The organism is Nosocomiicoccus massiliensis, assembly GCF_002871345.2.
GTDB classification, from domain to species: Bacteria; Bacillota; Bacilli; order Staphylococcales; family Salinicoccaceae; genus Nosocomiicoccus; species Nosocomiicoccus ampullae_A.
In genome coordinates this window covers 913,610-933,314 of the sequence record NZ_CP136964.1, presented here as the reverse complement: position 1 = coordinate 933,314, position 19,705 = coordinate 913,610, and the positions used below count along the sequence as shown (strand labels likewise).

The following is a 19,705-nucleotide window of genomic DNA, read 5'->3' as shown; positions in this document are numbered from 1 at the left end:
TATTTCATTGACTTGAAATATACCCATATAGGGTATATAATAGGGTTATAAATGGTAAAGAGGTGACGACGTGGAAAGAGAGAAAACAATTCGACACGATGAAGAAAAGACGAAACTTATCAATCGTTTGAGTCGTATTGAAGGACAAGTACGCGGTGTGGAACGTATGGTAGAAGAAGATAGGTACTGTATGGATATTTTAATACAAATTCGTGCGATTGAATCTGCACTCCATAACGTTGGACTTGAAATTACTGAACGCCACATGAAACACTGCGTGACAGATGCAATTCAAACAGGTGAAGGTGACGATTATATCGAAGAGTTAATGCGTATTTTAAAACAATTTTCAAAAAGTAGGTGAGTGAATGAGTGAGAAAAAAGAAACACTCAAAATTACAGGCATGACGTGTAGTGCGTGTTCTTCACGTATTGAAAAAGTACTAAATAAAATGGACGGCGTAGATGCACAAGTGAACCTCGCGACTGAACTCGCGACAGTTAAATATGATAATGACAAGTTATCGACCAAAGACGTAAAAGATAAGATTAAAAACCTAGGATACGACGTTCAAATGAAGACGTCAGAGTTTAATATTACAGGTATGACGTGTGCGTCTTGTTCATCTCGAATCGAAAAAGTACTAAACAAAATGGATAGTGTCGAAACAGCGACGGTTAACTTAACGACAGAAAAAGCGACAGTAACATATAACGAACAAGAATTATCAGAGTATGACATTATTAAACGTATCCAAAAAATTGGATATGATGCTGAAACAGTAGAAGATGACACAGACAGTGCTACTAAAAAAGATGAAGCAACTGAAAAGTTAAAACGAAAAGTCATTATTAGCGCGATTCTTTCGGCACCACTTTTACTGACGATGCTCGATCACTTACTTGGTGTTCATTTACCAGCAATTTTCATGAATCCTTGGTTTCAACTTGCATTCGCGGCACCCGTACAATTTATAATTGGTTGGCAATTTTATAAGAGTGCCTATAAAAATTTAAAAACATTTAACGCGAATATGGACGTACTCGTCGTTATGGGTACAAGTGCAGCATTCTTATTCAGTTTATATGAGACGTATAAATGGATGAAATTTGGTACAGAACCACATTTATATTTTGAAGCGTCAGCAGTTATTATTACATTAATCTTATTCGGTAAATATTTAGAAGCGCGTGCAAAATCCGAAACGTCTAGTGCAATTTCAAAACTTCTTGATATGCAAGCGCGAGAAGCAAGAGTTATTCGTGACGGAAAAGAAGTAATGATTCCTGTTGAAGAAGTTGTTGTTGACGATATATTAATGATTAAACCTGGTGAAAAGATACCGGTAGATGGTATTGTATTAAAAGGAAATTCATCAATCGATGAGTCAATGTTAACAGGTGAATCTATTCCAGTCGAAAAAAATAAAGGTGACGAGTTAATTGGATCGACTGTAAACGAAAACGGTACATTAGAAATGCGCGCGACGAGAGTGGGTAAAGATACTGCACTTCAATCTATCGTAAAAATCGTTGAAGATGCACAAGGTGTGAAAGCACCTATTCAGCGTATGGCAGACGTTATTTCAAACTACTTTGTGCCAATCGTTATTGGAATTGGAATTGTGACATTTATCCTTTGGTATTTAATTACAGGAAAAGTTGAACCAGCACTTGTTGCGAGTGTGTCAGTATTAGTTATCGCATGTCCATGTGCGTTAGGACTTGCAACACCAACGTCAATTATGGTTGGTACGGGTAAAGGTGCAGAGCAAGGAATTCTCTTTAAAGGTGGAGAACACTTAGAGAAAACTCACCAACTCGACACGATCATTTTAGATAAGACAGGTACAATCACGAACGGCACACCAGAAGTAACGGATTATACTGGTAGTGATGAGACATTACAATTGCTCGCAAGTGCAGAGAATCATTCCGAGCACCCGCTCGCAAATGCAATTGTTAAATACGCTAAAAGTGAAGGACTCGAATTATTATCTGTCGACGATTTTAAAGCAATACCAGGTCATGGTATTGAAGCGACGATTGAAAGTAAAGAAGTGTTAGTTGGTACGAGAAAACTAATGCGTGATCGAGCGGTTAATTTATCAGCAGCAGATGATATGGAAGTCTATGAATATGACGGTAAAACAGCGATGATTGTTGCAGTAAACGGAGAATATAAGGGAACGATTGCTGTACTAGATACTGTAAAAGATACTGCAAAAAAAGCGGTAAAATTACTCCATGAAGACGGATTAGAGGTCGTCATGCTAACTGGAGACAATAAACGTACTGCAGAAGCAATCGCAAGAACAGTCGGAATTGATACAGTCATTGCAGAAGTTTTACCAGAGGAAAAAGCAGAAGTTGTTAAAAAATACCAAAATTCGGGTAAAGTAGTAGGGATGGTTGGTGACGGTGTAAACGACGCGCCAGCTTTAGCACTCGCTGACATTGGTATTGCGATTGGAACAGGGACTGACGTTGCGATTGAAGCAGCGGACTTAACAATACTCGGTGAAGACTTAACACTCATTCATAAAGCAATTTCACTGAGCCATAAAACTATTCGTAATATTAAGCAAAACTTATTCTGGGCGTTTTTCTATAATACACTCGGAATACCAATCGCAGCCTTAGGACTTTTAGCACCATGGGTTGCTGGAGCTGCGATGGCATTTAGTTCAGTGAGTGTAGTATCAAATGCATTACGATTAAAACGTGTAAAATTATAGGAGTGATTATATAATGGAATCAATTATTAAAGTCGAAGGTATGACATGTGGTCATTGTAAACAGGCTGTAGAAACAGCATTAAACAATTTAGATGGTGTACAATCAGCAACAGTTGACTTAGAAAACGGCGACGTTACAGTCAAACATGAAGACAGTGTTACGAAAGAAGCAATGTCAGAAGCAATCGAAGATCAAGGCTACGACGTTGTGTAATTGAGTATACCCCTCGCATCACTCGGTGATGCGGGGGTCTTTTTATGCGAAGAGTCGGTGGAAGAGATTAGAGTGCGTTCGTTATGTAAAGATGGACGAGGTTTTAATTCTTATAAGAAATAAAAATAGACTGTCTGACCGATTTTATTAACAAAAAATAGTCGAATCTGTTAGATATATTGATTTAATTAACAAAATTTCGTGTTTTTCATCAATTTTTGTTATATAAAAAATTATATTTAACAAAATCGTGGTGCGCGGGGCAGAATTTGTTAATTATATCCGGATAACTAACAAAATCGCGATATTTATGTTAAATATATTTAGACGAAGTTGTGCTTTATCTCTTTAAGGATAAAAAAACACCACCCGCCCAATCTTATTCACAAAAAATAGTCGAATCTGTTAGATATATTGATTTAATTAACAAAATTACGCGTGTTTTATCAATTTTTGTTATATAAAAAATTATATTTAACAAAATCGTGGTGCGCGGGGCAGAATTTGTTAATTATATCCGGATAACTAACAAAATCGGGATATTTATGTTAAATATATTTAGACGAAGTTGTGCTTTATCTCTTTAAGGATAAAAAAACACTACCCGCCCAATCTTATTCACAAAAAATAGTCGAATCTGTTAGATATACTGATTTAATTAACAGAATTACGCGTGTTTTATCAATTTTTGTTATATAAAAAATTATATTTAACAAAAACGTGGTGCGCGGGGGAGAATTTGTTAATTATATCCGGATAACTAACAAAATCGGGATATTTATGTTAAATAAAATCCGAACAAATGCACTTATTGCCCTTTACAGATAAAAAGCACCCATCCACACCGGTTTCCACTTGCTTTTCAACCTACTAATCCTCTTTCACCTCAATTATTTTATTTTCTACGCTATGTTTTGTAAAATAATAGTATTACTGATGAACGGAGTCGACGATAATGCTTATCGCCATATTTATATTGTTTTTTGTGTCGCTGTTTTTCTCTGGAAGTGAAACGGCGCTTACTGCAGCGAACCAGTTGAGATTACAAAGTGAAGCGAACGCTGGTGACCTCCAATCAAAGAAATTACATAAATTAGTATCTAAACCAAGTGAGTTTATTACGACGATTTTAATTGGAAATAATATCGCGAACCTCGTGATGCCGGTACTTCTTACGACGATCGCAATCGAGTATGGCTATAACTTAACGGTACTGACGATTATTTTAACTGTGAGTATTATTTTATTTGCTGAAATTTTACCGAAGTCGATCGTAGCAGCGTTTCCTGAACAAGTCGGTAAAATGGTTATGCCGATTATTAATTTATTTATAATTATCTTTAAGCCGATTACAATCGTGCTGAATAAGATTACTGATCTCATTACAAATAAATTATCTAAAGGTGAAAAGGAATCTTGGACTGTCACTAAAGATGAGATTATGTCGATTGTTGATATCGCAGGTGGTGAAGGGGCGCTTGATAGAAAAGAGTCATTACGTCTTCGTGGTGTACTCGACTTTGATACGTTAAATGTTAAAGACGTCCTTCAAACGCCGCGTACAGATATGCATGCGATTCAAATCGATTCGACATTTGAAGAAGTTAGAGATATCGTCATCGAAGGAATGTACACGAGATACCCAGTTTATGGTGAAGATACGGACGATATTATCGGGATTTTCCATACGAAGTATTTACTCAAGTGGTCACTCGATCCAAGCCGACCATTTGTCGATTTTTGTGATACAGATCCGTTACGAGTTAGAGAGTTTAATAATATTGAAGAAGTACTCCTTCTTATGACGAAACACCGTCGCCATATGGTTATCGTAATGGATGAATATGGTGGTACAGAAGGATTACTAACACACGAAGATATTATCGAAACACTTCTCGGTATTGAGATTAAAGACGAACTGGATACGACAGAGAGTGCGATCGTTCGTTATTTACGTGATGACGTTATCGTTTGTGATGGTAAAATCACGCTACACAGGCTAAACGGAATTTTCCAGTCAAATATTCCAGAAGAAGAAAACACGTTATCCGGTTACTTATATTATCTATTCGAAGATATTCCGGAGCGCTTTGATACGATAGAAGACGATGAAAACCGCTATGAAATTTTAGTTATGGAAGAAAACACGATTCGTCTCGTACGTATTACTAAACTAGAGGTTGAAGATGATGAAATCACGAGCTAACATATTCGCTGTTCTAACAGGGTTTTTCATCGCGCTTGGAAGATTTCTATGGGTGCAAAATAAAAATATCTTCACACGTAAAGTGACGCATCAATCATCAAAAATTCCGGCGTCATTTGATGGATTTAAAATCACACAAGTGTCAGATTATCACAACACGTATTTTGGACGAAATGGAAAACATTTACTTCAAGCAGTTAAAGAAACGAACCCGGATATCATTTTAGTCACAGGCGATTTAATCGACAGACGTACTACGAACGAAAAACGTGGGATTCAAATGCTCGCAAGCCTTATGGAGATTGCGCCGTGTTATTATGTAACAGGAAATCATGAGGCATTTTATAAAGACTTCGAAGGCATTTACAAAAAAATTTTAAATACAGGTGTCAATAACGCATCGACGAATAATTTTTTCATCTCGCGCGGCAATGACACGATAGAAATTACAGGAATTCACGATTTAAGAATTTTTGGAGATGAAGAAACCAACCCAAATATTTATAACAAATACGATGAGATGTTAGATGATCGTTTAAATCATGTTGGGGACTATTTCACAATTTTACTAGCGCATCGACCAGAACAGTTTTCGAGATATTCGAAATACCCGGTGGATCTAATATTTAGTGGCCACGCGCACGGCGGTCAAATAAGGCTTCCAATTGTAAAAGGGTTATATGCCCCAGACCAGGGTGCACTACCTAAATTCACTGAAGGTATTCATACAAAAAATAATTCAGCACTCATCATTAGCCGTGGCCTTGGGAATAGTCGCTTCCCGTGGCGCGTGTTTAATCGACCAGAAATTGTATCAGTAACGTTAAAAGCAAAATAATGGGCATCACTGAAATCTGATGTGCACCCCTTAAGTTAGACTTAATATCCAACTTAAGGGGTAGCACATCACATAAAAGATCTTAAATTATATAAAACGAATATATATTTATTATTAGAATATTTAGATAATATCGACCTTTAATTGTATAATAAATTAAAACGTTAGAAGTCTTAAGTTACAACGTATTGTAATCTCAATCACAATATATTCTATAACTTATCTATAAAAAATTTATCTGGCTTAAAATTATGGTACAATTAATGTGATTCTATAAAAATATGTTTATGTGATTTTATTACCAATATATGGAAAGGAGTAAATGTGATATAAAATGCGAAGAAAATCATTTTCAAAAATTGTTCTAATGGTCACCTTATCACTTTTGATTATTGCATCAAGTATGTTTAGTTCAATATCTCCACTCCTGACGGAGAATAATCGAGCATTGGCCGCCGATGGAACTGAACAAGTAGAACCAAATGACTCCGGCGGAGTAATTAACCCTCAAAACCCTCAAGAGTTTGAAGACTCTATCATTTCTAAGACAGCAACCTATACTGGCACTCCAGGTGAATACTTCATAGACTTAAAAGTACAAGGTAAGGAAAAAGTAATAAAAGAGCCGACAGATATCGTAATCGTTTACGATAATTCCAATAGTATGGCGACTAATAATAGAGTTGCAATTGCTAAAGAAGCAGTAACGAACTTTATTAATCAGACTCTAACAGCTGACAATGACAGCATCAGAATAGCACTTGTTACGTTTGGTACAAACGTTTTAGATGGAAGAAAAAACCAAATCTATGCTGGGAATACTGATAACTATTCCTACAAAACACTCACAAAAAGTGCAAGTACATTGATTAATAAAATACCTACAAATACTCCTAGAGATAGAGGCCGTGCGAATGATGGTGGAACAAATATTCAAGAAGGTTTGCAAGTTGCAAAAGAAATCCTAAATTCGAGTAACGCAAAAAATAAAGTCATTATTACAATTACTGATGGTTCCCCAACAATAAGTTATGAGAAAGGTGTACTTAAGGGAAATGGAACAAGTTTCAATTATGAAACTAACAAAAATCATGGTACAAACACTATTACTGAAGCAAAGGCTATTCAAAGTAGTGGCATTAATATGTACTCAATCGGTATTGAGTTAACTGGTGACGCTGGAGCAACTAAAGAACAAGTCACTTATGTAATGCAAAATATCGCCTCATCTCCTGAGCAATTCTATAATGCTGATAAAGCAAATGAGCTAGTTGACATTTTAACTGGTCTTGCAAAAGGTATCACAGGTACAATCAATAACGGTGAAGTAACAGATCCAATGAGTGAATATGTGAACCTCGCTCTGACGGATGGTGAATTTAAACGAGCGTCTAATGATCAACTTACAGATGGATCGTATTATCTTTCTGCTGCAGACCCTAAATTCTTAACAGGAGTTACTGTAGGATATGAAAATAACACGATCACACTTGGCAGCTTGATGCTTGGTAAAGATCAGTATATAAATATTCGATATAAGGTGAATATCAACACTGATAAAGAAAGTTTTAACGGTACGGATTATTTCACTACAAATGATACGACAACGCTTATCCCAAATACTACAGATCCAAATTCTCCAACAAGAGAATTTATAGTACCTAAAGTTCAAGGTAAAACTCTTGATATAAGCGGTACGAAAATTTGGGAAGACAAAGGTGGAGAATCGAATCGGCCACCTGAAATCGAACTAGAATTATACAGAACAACAGGCGACCTTTCTAATGGTACCTTAGTTGACACTGTTAAAGTAACTCCAGATGCTAATGACCAATGGAAATACGATTTTGGAACGAAACCAGCGTATTCATCAACTGGTCAAAACTATAAGTACTATATTAAAGAAACCATAGTCGATGGCTACACTGCGACTTATAATGAAGATAATTTTAACGTTACTAATACGCTAATTTCTGAACCAAAAATTGAACTCACTAAAACAAGTGATGTTGATACAATAACTAAAGTAGGGCAAAAAGTAACATATACGTTTGAAATTAAAAATACCGGTAACATTACTTTAAATAAAATTAAACTAGACGACCCAATGCTCGGTGGAGACATCGACCTTGACAAGACAACATTAGCCCCTGGTAAGTCAATCACAGTTTCTAAAGATTACACTGTGACACAAGATGACCTAGATAAAGGCGAAATCGTCAACGTTGCGACAGTAACTGGTGAAGATCCGAAAGGAAATACTTCAAAAGATGAAGACAATGTAACCGTTACCGGAACACAAGACCCTCAATTAACACTAGAGAAGACAAGCGACACTAAAGAAGTTACAGAAGTCGGTCAAGTGATTCCTTATCATTTTAAAGTGACAAACAACGGTAACGTAACGATTAAAAATATTGTGTTAGACGACCCAATGCTCGGTGGGAATATCGAATTAGATAAAACAACACTAGCCCCAGGTGAGTCAATCACAGTTTCTAAAGAATACAAAGTAACGCAAAGCGATATTGACAAAGGCACTGTTCACAACAGCGCTACTGTTAAAGGTGAAGATCCGAAAGGTAAGACACTTGAACACAAAGATGAAGTGGAAATCCCTGTCACTCAGAAGCCAAGTATCAGTATTGATAAACTCGCTGTTCGTAGTGATTTAAAAGTTAACGAAAATATTAACTATGTATTCCTAGTGACGAATGACGGGAATGTTACATTATCAAATGTTGAAATCACTGATGTTTTAGAAGGCTTAAGCGATATCACATATGTATCCGTAAATGGAGAAGTGATTGAAGATGTTGAAGCAATTACTCTGAAACCTGGTGACATCCTGCTTGCGAACGCAAGTTACACAATTACTCAAGCAGATATAGATAATGGATCAGTGAAGAACGAAGCCACTGTCTCTGGTACACCTCCGAATAGTGATAAACCAGTAGAAGCTAAAGATGAAGTTACAGTTTCAGAAGAGTTTCATGGAAATCTTGAGCTTAAAAAATCTACTTCAACAGAGTCCTATGCAGAGATTGGTCAAACAATTACTTACGATTTTGTCATTACGAACAATAGTAAAGTGACAATGAACAATATCGTACTAATCGACCCAATGCTTGGTGGAAACATTGAACTTGAAAACACAACATTAAAGCCTGGTAAGTCAATCACTGTATCAAAAGATTACACTGTAACTCAAAGCGACATGGATAAGGGGAATATCCCAAATATTGCGGTTGTAACGGGAGAAGATTCAAAAGGTGAAACTTCTACAGCTACGGATGAAAAAGATGTACCTGCAGATCAACAACCTAGTATCTCTTTAGTCAAAGAAGCAGATCACACTGACCTAGTCGTTGGTGAAGATATTACCTACACGTTCACTGCAACGAACACAGGTAACGTGACGCTTAACAAAGTAAATCTTGTAGATGAACTTGAAGGTATTAGCGATATAACTTATGTTTCTGTAAATGGAGAAGCAATTGACGATATCGAAGCAATCACACTAAAACCAGGTGACGTACTTGTTGCGAACGCAAACTACACAATCACTCAAGCTGACGTGGACAATGGGTCAGTGAAGAATGAAGCGACAGTATACGGTACACCACCAAACGTCGATGAGCCAATTCAAGCAAAAGACGATGTAACAATTACCGGAACACAAGACTCTCAATTAACATTAGAGAAAACAAGCGACACTAAAGAGATTACAGAAGTCGGTCAAGTGATCACTTATAACTTTAAAGTGACAAACAACGGTAACGTAACACTTAAAAACATTGTGTTAGATGACCCAATGCTCGGTGGAGACATCGAACTTGAAAAGACAACACTAGCACCAGGTAAGTCAATCACTGTATCTAAAGAGCACACTGTGACACAAGATGACTTAGATAAAGGTGAAATCGTCAACGTCGCGACAGCGACAGGTGAAGATCCAAAAGGAAATACTTCAACAGCTAAAGACGATGTAACAATTACCGGAACACAAGACCCTCAATTAACATTAGAGAAAACAAGCGACACTAAAGAGATTACAGAAGTCGGTCAAGTGATCACTTATAACTTTAAAGTGACAAACAACGGTAACGTCACGATTAAAAACATCGTGTTAGACGACCCAATGCTTGGTGGAAACATTGAACTTGAAAACACAACACTAGCACCAGGTGAATCAATCACAGTTTCTAAAGAATACAAAGTAACTCAAAGCGATATTGACAAGGGTAAAGTTCACAACATCGCTACCGTTAAAGGAGAAGATCCGAAAGGTAAGACACCTGAGAACAAAGATGAAGTGGAAATTCCTGTTACTCAGAAGCCAAGTATCGAACTTGTGAAGACTGCAGATCGCACTGACCTAGTCGTTGGTCAAGATATCAACTACACATTCACTACAACGAACACAGGTAACGTGACATTAACTCAAGTAAATATTAAAGATATTCTTGATGGCTTAAGCGATATCACGTATGTCTCTGTAAATGGAGAAGCAATTGAAGATATCGAAGCAATCACACTGAAACCAGGTGACGTTCTTCTTGCGAACGCAAGTTACACGGTGACTCAAGCTGACGTAGACAATGGATCAGTTTCAAACAAAGCGACAGTAACTGGTGAAGATCCAAAAGGAAATACCTCAACAGATGAAGACGATGTAACAGTTGTTGGAACACAAGACCCTCAGTTAACACTAGAGAAGACAAGCGACACTAAAGAAGTTACAGAAGTCGGTCAAGTAGTCACTTATAACTTTAAAGTGACAAACAACGGTAATGTAACAATGAAGAATATCGTGTTAGACGACCCAATGCTTGGCGGAACTATTGAATTAGAGAAAACAACACTAGCACCTGGTGAGTCAATCACAGTTTCTAAAGAGTACACTGTAACTCAAGATGATATTGATAAAGGCACTGTTCACAACACCGCTACTGTTAAAGGTGAAGATCCGAAAGGTAAGACACCTGAACACAAAGATGAAGTGGAAATTCCTGTCACTCAGAAGCCAAGTATCAGTATTGATAAGCTCGCTGTTCGTAGTGATTTAGTAGTTGACGAAAATATTGACTATATATTCCTAGTAACGAATGACGGGAATGTTACATTATCAAATGTTGAAATCACTGATGTTTTAGAAGGCTTAAGCGATATCACATATGTATCCGTAAATGGAGAAGTGATTGAAGATGTTGAAGCAATTACTCTGAAACCTGGTGACATCCTGCTTGCGAACGCAAGTTACACAATTACTCAAGCAGATATAGATAATGGATCAGTGAAGAACGAAGCCACTGTCTCTGGTACACCTCCGAATAGTGATAAACCAGTAGAAGCTAAAGATGAAGTTACAGTTTCAGAAGAGTTTCATGGAAATCTTGAGCTTAAAAAATCTACTTCAACAGAGTCCTATGCAGAGATTGGTCAAACAATTACTTACGATTTTGTCATTACGAACAATAGTAAAGTGACAATGAACAATATCGTACTAATCGACCCAATGCTTGGTGGAAACATTGAACTTGAAAACACAACATTAAAGCCTGGTAAGTCAATCACTGTATCAAAAGATTACACTGTAACTCAAAGCGACATGGATAAGGGGAATATCCCAAATATTGCGGTTGTAACGGGAGAAGATTCAAAAGGTGAAACTTCTACAGCTACGGATGAAAAAGATGTACCTGCAGATCAACAACCTAGTATCTCTTTAGTCAAAGAAGCAGATCACACTGACCTAGTCGTTGGTGAAGATATTACCTACACGTTCACTGCAACGAACACAGGTAACGTGACGCTTAACAAAGTAAATCTTGTAGATGAACTTGAAGGTATTAGCGATATAACTTATGTTTCTGTAAATGGAGAAGCAATTGACGATATCGAAGCAATCACACTAAAACCAGGTGACGTACTTGTTGCGAACGCAAACTACACAATCACTCAAGCTGACGTGGACAATGGGTCAGTGAAGAATGAAGCGACAGTATACGGTACACCACCAAACGTCGATGAGCCAATTCAAGCAAAAGACGATGTAACAATTACCGGAACACAAGACTCTCAATTAACATTAGAGAAAACAAGCGACACTAAAGAGATTACAGAAGTCGGTCAAGTGATCACTTATAACTTTAAAGTGACAAACAACGGTAACGTAACACTTAAAAACATTGTGTTAGATGACCCAATGCTCGGTGGAGACATCGAACTTGAAAAGACAACACTAGCACCAGGTAAGTCAATCACTGTATCTAAAGAGCACACTGTGACACAAGATGACTTAGATAAAGGTGAAATCGTCAACGTCGCGACAGCGACAGGTGAAGATCCAAAAGGAAATACTTCAACAGCTAAAGACGATGTAACAATTACCGGAACACAAGACCCTCAATTAACATTAGAGAAAACAAGCGACACTAAAGAGATTACAGAAGTCGGTCAAGTGATCACTTATAACTTTAAAGTGACAAACAACGGTAACGTCACGATTAAAAACATCGTGTTAGACGACCCAATGCTTGGTGGAAACATTGAACTTGAAAACACAACACTAGCACCAGGTGAATCAATCACAGTTTCTAAAGAATACAAAGTAACTCAAAGCGATATTGACAAGGGTAAAGTTCACAACATCGCTACCGTTAAAGGAGAAGATCCGAAAGGTAAGACACCTGAGAACAAAGATGAAGTGGAAATTCCTGTTACTCAGAAGCCAAGTATCGAACTTGTGAAGACTGCAGATCGCACTGACCTAGTCGTTGGTCAAGATATCAACTACACATTCACTACAACGAACACAGGTAACGTGACATTAACTCAAGTAAATATTAAAGATATTCTTGATGGCTTAAGCGATATCACGTATGTCTCTGTAAATAGGGAAAATATTGAAGATATCGAAGCAATCACACTGAAACCAGGTGACGTTCTTCTTGCGAACGCAAGTTACACAATTACTCAAACAGATATGGATAATGGATCAGTGAAGAATGAAGCGACTGTCTTTGGTACACCGCCAAACGTCGATGAGCCAATTCAAGCAAAAGACGATGTGACGGTAACGCAAGACATTACAGGTAGTCTAAAACTCGAAAAGACAAGTAAGACTGAAGAGTTTAGAAGAGCTGGTCAAATTGTAACTTATAACTTTAAAGTAACAAACAATAGCAATGTGACAATGAAGAACATTGTGTTAGATGACCCAATGCTTGGTGGGAATATTGAACTTGAAAACACAACATTAGCACCAGGTAAGTCAATCACTGTATCTAAAGAGCACACTGTGACACAAGATGACCTAGATAAAGGTGAAATCGTCAACGTCGCAACAGCGACAGGTGAAGATCCGAAAGGAAATACTTCAACAGCTAAAGACGATGTAACAATTACCGGAACACAAGACCCTCAATTAACATTAGAGAAAACAAGCGACACTAAAGAGATTACAGAAGTCGGTCAAGTGATCACTTATAACTTTAAAGTGACAAACAACGGTAACGTCACGATTAAAAACATCGTGTTAGACGACCCAATGCTTGGTGGAAACATTGAACTTGAAAACACAACACTAGCTCCAAGTGAGTCAATCACAGTTTCTAAAGAGTACACTGTGACACAAGATGACGTAGAGAACGGCAAAATCGTCAACGTTGCGACAGTAACTGGTGAAGATCCAAAAGGAAATACTTCAACAGCTAAAGACGATGTAACAATTACCGGAACACAAAATTCTCAATTAACATTAGAGAAAACAAGCGACACTAAAGAAGTTAAAGAAGTCGGTCAAGTGGTCACTTATAACTTTAAAGTGACAAACAACGGTAACGTCACTCTTAAAAACATCGTGCTAGACGACCCAATGCTCGGCGGTAACGTCGAACTTGAAAAGACAACACTAGCTCCAAATGAGTCAATCACAGTTTCTAAAGAATACAAAGTAACTCAAAGCGATATTGACAAGGGCAATATTCATAACATCGCTACAGTTAAAGGAGAAGATCCGAAAGGTAAGACACCTGAGAACAAAGATGAAGTGGAAATTCCTGTCACACAGAAGCCAAGTATCGAACTTGTGAAGACTGCAGATCGCACTGACCTAGTCGTTGGTGAAGATATTACCTACACGTTCACTGCAACGAACACAGGTAACGTGACACTTAACAAAGTAAATCTTGTAGATGAACTTGAAGGTATTAGCGATATAACTTATGTTTCTGTAAATGGGGAAGCAATTGAAGATATCAAAGCAATCACACTGAAACCAGGTGACGTTCTTCTTGCGAACGCAAGTTACACCGTGACTCAAGATGACGTGGATACTGGAATCGTAGAAAACAAAGCAACAGTATTCGGCACACCAGCGAACTCTGAAGAACCTATCAGTGATACAGATGAAGTATCTGTACCACAAGATGTACAAGGTAACTTAACGCTTGAGAAATCTTCAGACACAACTGAATTTACTGAAGTGGGACAAACAATTGTTTATAAATTCGTAATCACAAACAACAGTAACGTGACAATGAAAAACATTGTGTTAGATGACCCAATGCTTGGTGGGAATATTGAACTTGAAAACACAACATTAGCGCCTGGTAAGTCAATTACTGTATCTAAAGAGTACACTGTGACACAAGATGACGTGGAGAATGGCAAAATCGTCAACGTTGCGACAGTAACTGGTGAAGATCCAAAAGGAAATACTTCAACAGCTAAAGACGATGTAACAATTGTCGGAACACAAGACTCTCAATTAACATTAGAGAAAACAAGCGACACTAAAGAGATTACAGAAGTCGGTCAAGTGATTACTTATAACTTTAAAGTGACAAACAACGGTAACGTCACGATTAAAAACATCGTGCTAGACGACCCAATGCTCGGCGGTAACGTCGAACTTGAAAAGACAACACTAGCTCCAAATGAGTCAATCACAGTTTCTAAAGAATACAAAGTAACTCAAAGCGATATTGACAAGGGCAATATTCATAACATCGCTACAGTTAAAGGAGAAGATCCGAAAGGTAAGACACCTGAACACAAAGATGAAGTGGAAATTCCTGTCACACAGAAGCCAAGTATCGAACTTGTGAAGACTGCAGATCGCACTGACCTAGTCGTTGGTGAAGATATTACCTACACGTTCACTGCAACGAACACAGGTAACGTGACGCTTAACAAAGTAAATCTTGTAGATGAACTAGAAGGCTTAAGCGATATAACTTATGTTTCTGTAAATGGAGAAGCAATTGAAGATATCGAAGCAATCACACTAAAACCTGGTGACGTTCTTCTTGCGAACGCAAGTTACACAATTACTCAAGCGGATGTAGACAATGGATCAGTTTCAAACGAAGCGACAGTCTACGGTACACCATCGAACTCTGAAGAACCTATCAGTGATACAGATGAAGTATCTGTACCACAAGATGTACAAGGTAACTTAACGCTTGAGAAATCTTCAGACACAACTGAATTTACTGAAGTGGGACAAACAATTGTTTATAAATTCGTAATCACAAACAACAGTAACGTGACAATGAAAAACATTGTGTTAGACGACCCAATGCTTGGTGGGAATATTGAACTTGAAAATACAATGCTTAATCCAGGTAAATCAATCACAGTTTCTAAAGAATACACTGTGACACAAGATGACGTAGAGAACGGCAAAATCGTCAACGTTGCGACAGTGACTGGTGAAGATCCGAAAGGAAATACTTCAACACATGAAGACAATGTGACAGTTACCGGAACACAAGACTCTCAATTAACATTAGAGAAAACAAGCGACACTAAAGAGATTACAGAAGTCGGTCAAGTGATTACTTATAACTTTAAAGTGACAAACAACGGTAACGTCACGATTAAAAACATCGTGTTAGACGACCCAATGCTTGGTGGGAATGTTGAACTTGAAAACACAACATTAGCACCAGGTGAGTCAATTACTGTTTCGAAAAATTACACTGTAACACAAGATGATATTGATATAGGAAATGTTCACAACATCGCTACTGTTAAAGGGCAAGATCCGAAAGGTGAAACGCCTGAAAACAAAGATGAAGTGGAAATTCCTGTCACACAGAAGCCAAGTATCGAACTTGTGAAGACTGCAGATCGCACTGACCTAGTCGTTGGTGAAGATATTACCTACACGTTCACTGCAACGAACACAGGTAACGTGACGCTTAACAAAGTAAATCTTGTAGATGAACTAGAAGGCTTAAGCGATATAACTTATGTTTCTGTAAATGGAGAAGCAATTGAAGATATCGAAGCAATCACACTAAAACCTGGTGACGTTCTTCTTGCGAACGCAAGTTACACAATTACTCAAGCGGATGTAGACAATGGATCAGTTTCAAACGAAGCGACAGTCTACGGTACACCATCGAACTCTGAAGAACCTATCAGTGATACAGATGAAGTATCTGTACCACAAGATGTACAAGGTAACTTAACGCTTGAGAAATCTTCAGACACAACTGAATTTACTGAAGTGGGACAAACAATTGTTTATAAATTCGTAATCACAAACAACAGTAACGTGACAATGAAAAACATTGTGTTAGACGACCCAATGCTTGGTGGGAATATTGAACTTGAAAATACAATGCTTAATCCAGGTAAATCAATCACAGTTTCTAAAGAATACACTGTGACACAAGATGACGTAGAGAACGGCAAAATCGTCAACGTTGCGACAGTGACTGGTGAAGATCCGAAAGGAAATACTTCAACACATGAAGACAATGTGACAGTTACCGGAACACAAGACTCTCAATTAACATTAGAGAAAACAAGCGACACTAAAGAAGTTACAGAAGTCGGTCAAGTGATCCCTTATCACTTTAAAGTGACAAACAACGGTAACGTAACACTTAAAAACATCGTGTTAGATGACCCAATGCTCGGTGGTAACATCGAACTTAAAAAGACAACACTAGTACCAGGTGAGTCAATCACAGTTTCTAAAGAATACAAAGTAACGCAAAGCGATATTGATAAAGGCACTGTTCACAACACCGCTACTGTTAAAGGGGAAGATCCGAAAGGTAAGACACTTGAAAACAAAGATGAAGTGGAAATCCCTGTCACTCAGAAGCCAAGTATCGAACTTGTGAAGACTGCAGATTGCACTGACCTAATCGTTGGTGAAGACATTAACTACACATTCACTGCAACGAACACAGGTAACATGACGCTTAACAAAGTAAATCTTGTAGATGAACTTGAAGGTATTAGCGATATAACTTATGTTTCTGTAAATGGGGAAGCAATTGAAGATATCAAAGCAATCACACTGAAACCAGGTGATGTCCTTCTTGCGAACGCAAGCTACACTGTGACTCAAGATGACGTGGATACTGGAATTGTAGAAAACAAAGCAACAGTATTCGGTACACCATCGAACTCTGAAGAACTAATCAGTGATACAGACTCAGTATCTGTACCACAAGATGTAACAGGTAACTTAACACTTGAGAAATCTTCTGAAACAACTGAATTTACTGAAGCTGAACAAAAAATTGTTTATAAATTCGTAATCACAAACAACAGTAACGTGACAATGAAAAACGTCAAGTTAGATGATCCTATGCTTGGCGGAGACATCGAACTTGAAAATACAATGCTGAATCCAGGTAAATCAATCACAGTTTCTAAAGAATACACGGTGACACAAGATGACCTAGATAACGGCGAAATCAAAAACGTTGCGACAGTAACTGGTGAAGACCCAAGAGGAAATACTTCAACAGATGAAGACGATGTGACAATTGTCGGAACACAAAATTCTCAATTAACATTAGAAAAAACAAGCGACGCTAAAGAGATTACAGAAGTCGGTCAAGTAATCACTTATAACTTTAAAGTCACAAACAACGGTAACGTAACACTTAAAAATATTGTGTTAGACGACCCAATGCTTGGTGGAACTATCGAATTAGATAAAACAACACTCGCATCAGGTGAGTCAATCACAGTTACTAAAGATTACACTGTAACTCAAAGCGATATAAACAAAGGCGAAATCATCAACATCGCTACAGTTAACGGTGAGACACCTAAAGGTGAAACACTTAAAGACGAAGATAAGATTATTATTCCAGGTAAAAACTCTCCTAACATCACCCTCAAAAAAGAAAGTGACGTTAAGGAAGTTGAAAAAGTGGGTGACGTAGTAAACTATACATTCACTATCACAAACAACGGAAATGTAGACCTACACAGAGTGATTCTGAATGATCCAATGCTCGGTGGAAACATAGAGCTTGAGTCAACTGATCTAAAAGTTGGAGAAAGCATCAAGGTATCTGTGCAACATAAAGTCACAGAAGAGCAATTAAAATATGCAACAATCACAAACAAAGCGATTGCTTCTGGGTTATCACCTAACAACGAACTTGTGTACGAGGTTGATGATGTAGTAATCAATACTACACTTCCAGTTGTTGAGCCAAAACCAGAAGGTGAAATCACTAAAGAAGTTAACGGTAAAGGCGGATACAGAGTTGCAGACAATGGTGAAACATTTACTTTCGATATCAAAGCACTTCTGAAAGAAGGTCAAAATATTGAAACTCTAACAATCTTAGACGAGATTGATGAGCGTCTAGAAATCGAATCTGTAGATGTGATAATTGGTGAAGATACAGTAATCGAATCATCATCAGACGACATTAAGAAACTCGATTCAGAAAAAGCAGAATTACAATCTAATCTGACAGTCCTTGAAAGTGAACTTGAAGCATTAGAAGCAGCGCTTGCCCAAGCAAAAGAAAAAGAAGCTGAAGAACTAACAGAACCTACTGAAGATGAATCAACTGAAGAATCTAAAGTTACTGAAACATCTGAAGAAGTAGAAGTGACCGAGCCTACTGAAGTAGAAACTGAAGCACCAGTTTCAGAACCTAAAGGTGCTAAGTCAGTAAATACTGAAGCAATCGAAGCAGCAATCGAAGAATTGAAAGTACAAATCAATGAAGTGAAAGCTGAAATCGAAGGCATCGATGTACAAATTAGTGAACTAAAAGCTAACAACATCGATCTCAAAGCTGGAAGTATTTTAGAACAGGGTGAGTTAGTACAAAATGGTCAAACAATTGAATTTAAAGTTATTAACAAAGAAGTACTTAAAGCACTTGAAGGTCAAACAATCAAGATGACAATCAAAGCTAAATTCAAAACAATTGACGATGATGCACTAGCTAATGGAGTAGAAAACACTGCAACTGTTACTTTCGGTGATAAACCAAAAGATACAAATACAGTAGTGGTTTACCCAATCAAGAAAGAAGAGCCAACTCCAGAAGAACCTGAAATTCCTGAAGAACCTGAAATTCCTGAAGAACCAAAAGAGCCAGAAGATCCAGTTAAACCGACTCCTGAGCCTGAAAAACCAGAGGTTCCTAAGAAACCTGAAGTTCCGGTTAAACCGACTCCTGAGCCAACACCGCCACCAACTAAGGAAGTACCTAACGTAACTCCTCCAGTTGAAAAGGCACCAGAAACACCTGCTCAATCAAAAGTTGAAGAGAAAGAAAAATTACCTAAGACTGGTGAAGCGCACAACACGAATTACGCAGGAGTAATTGCATTAGCACTTGCAGGAACATTCATGCTTCTCATCTCTAGAAGAAGAAAATCTGAGAGATAATACTCCACAAAAATGGCCTAGACAATTT

General features: G+C 37.7%; 6 protein-coding genes. All 6 read left to right on the top strand.

Annotated elements, in window-relative coordinates:
* Positions 1-70: 70 nt before the first annotated feature.
* The 6 genes from CJ229_RS04930 (at position 71) to CJ229_RS04905 (ending at position 19,677) form a co-directional block, all read left to right on the top strand.
* The gene (locus tag CJ229_RS04930; RefSeq protein ID WP_102167889.1) at positions 71-364 is read left to right on the top strand and encodes a metal-sensitive transcriptional regulator; all 294 of its coding nucleotides are present in this window, start codon (positions 71-73) and stop codon (positions 362-364) included.
* Between the two features lie 4 nt (positions 365-368).
* Positions 369-2,738, top strand: coding sequence for a heavy metal translocating P-type ATPase (locus CJ229_RS04925; protein ID WP_102167890.1), 2,370 nt, complete (start codon positions 369-371; stop codon positions 2,736-2,738).
* Between the two features lie 13 nt (positions 2,739-2,751).
* Positions 2,752-2,952, top strand: a complete 201-nt coding sequence (gene copZ, locus CJ229_RS04920) for a copper chaperone CopZ (RefSeq protein WP_083302093.1) — start codon at positions 2,752-2,754, stop codon at positions 2,950-2,952.
* A gap of 955 nt (positions 2,953-3,907) precedes the next feature.
* Positions 3,908-5,158 (top strand): hemolysin family protein, encoded by a 1,251-nt coding sequence (locus CJ229_RS04915; protein WP_070710180.1) that lies wholly within the window; start codon positions 3,908-3,910, stop codon positions 5,156-5,158.
* Complete coding sequence (locus tag CJ229_RS04910; RefSeq protein ID WP_257993717.1) at positions 5,139-5,996, top strand: metallophosphoesterase; 858 nt, start codon at positions 5,139-5,141, stop codon at positions 5,994-5,996. Before CJ229_RS04915 ends, CJ229_RS04910 begins: the two co-directional genes overlap by 20 nt.
* 334 nt (positions 5,997-6,330) lie before the next feature.
* Positions 6,331-19,677 (top strand): DUF7507 domain-containing protein, encoded by a 13,347-nt coding sequence (locus CJ229_RS04905; RefSeq protein ID WP_317846512.1) that lies wholly within the window; start codon positions 6,331-6,333, stop codon positions 19,675-19,677.
* Positions 19,678-19,705 lie beyond the last annotated feature (28 nt).

Bases quoted from the DNA above. Each gene is read 5' to 3' on its own strand.
- CJ229_RS04910 (WP_257993717.1), top strand. From the start codon at position 5,139: ATGATGAAATCACGAGCTAACATATTCGCTGTTCTAACAGGGTTTTTC.
- copZ (WP_083302093.1), top strand. From the start codon at position 2,752: ATGGAATCAATTATTAAAGTCGAAGGTATGACATGTGGTCATTGTAAA.
- CJ229_RS04915 (WP_070710180.1), top strand. From the start codon at position 3,908: ATGCTTATCGCCATATTTATATTGTTTTTTGTGTCGCTGTTTTTCTCT.
- CJ229_RS04925 (WP_102167890.1), top strand. From the start codon at position 369: ATGAGTGAGAAAAAAGAAACACTCAAAATTACAGGCATGACGTGTAGT.
- CJ229_RS04905 (WP_317846512.1), top strand. From the start codon at position 6,331: ATGCGAAGAAAATCATTTTCAAAAATTGTTCTAATGGTCACCTTATCA.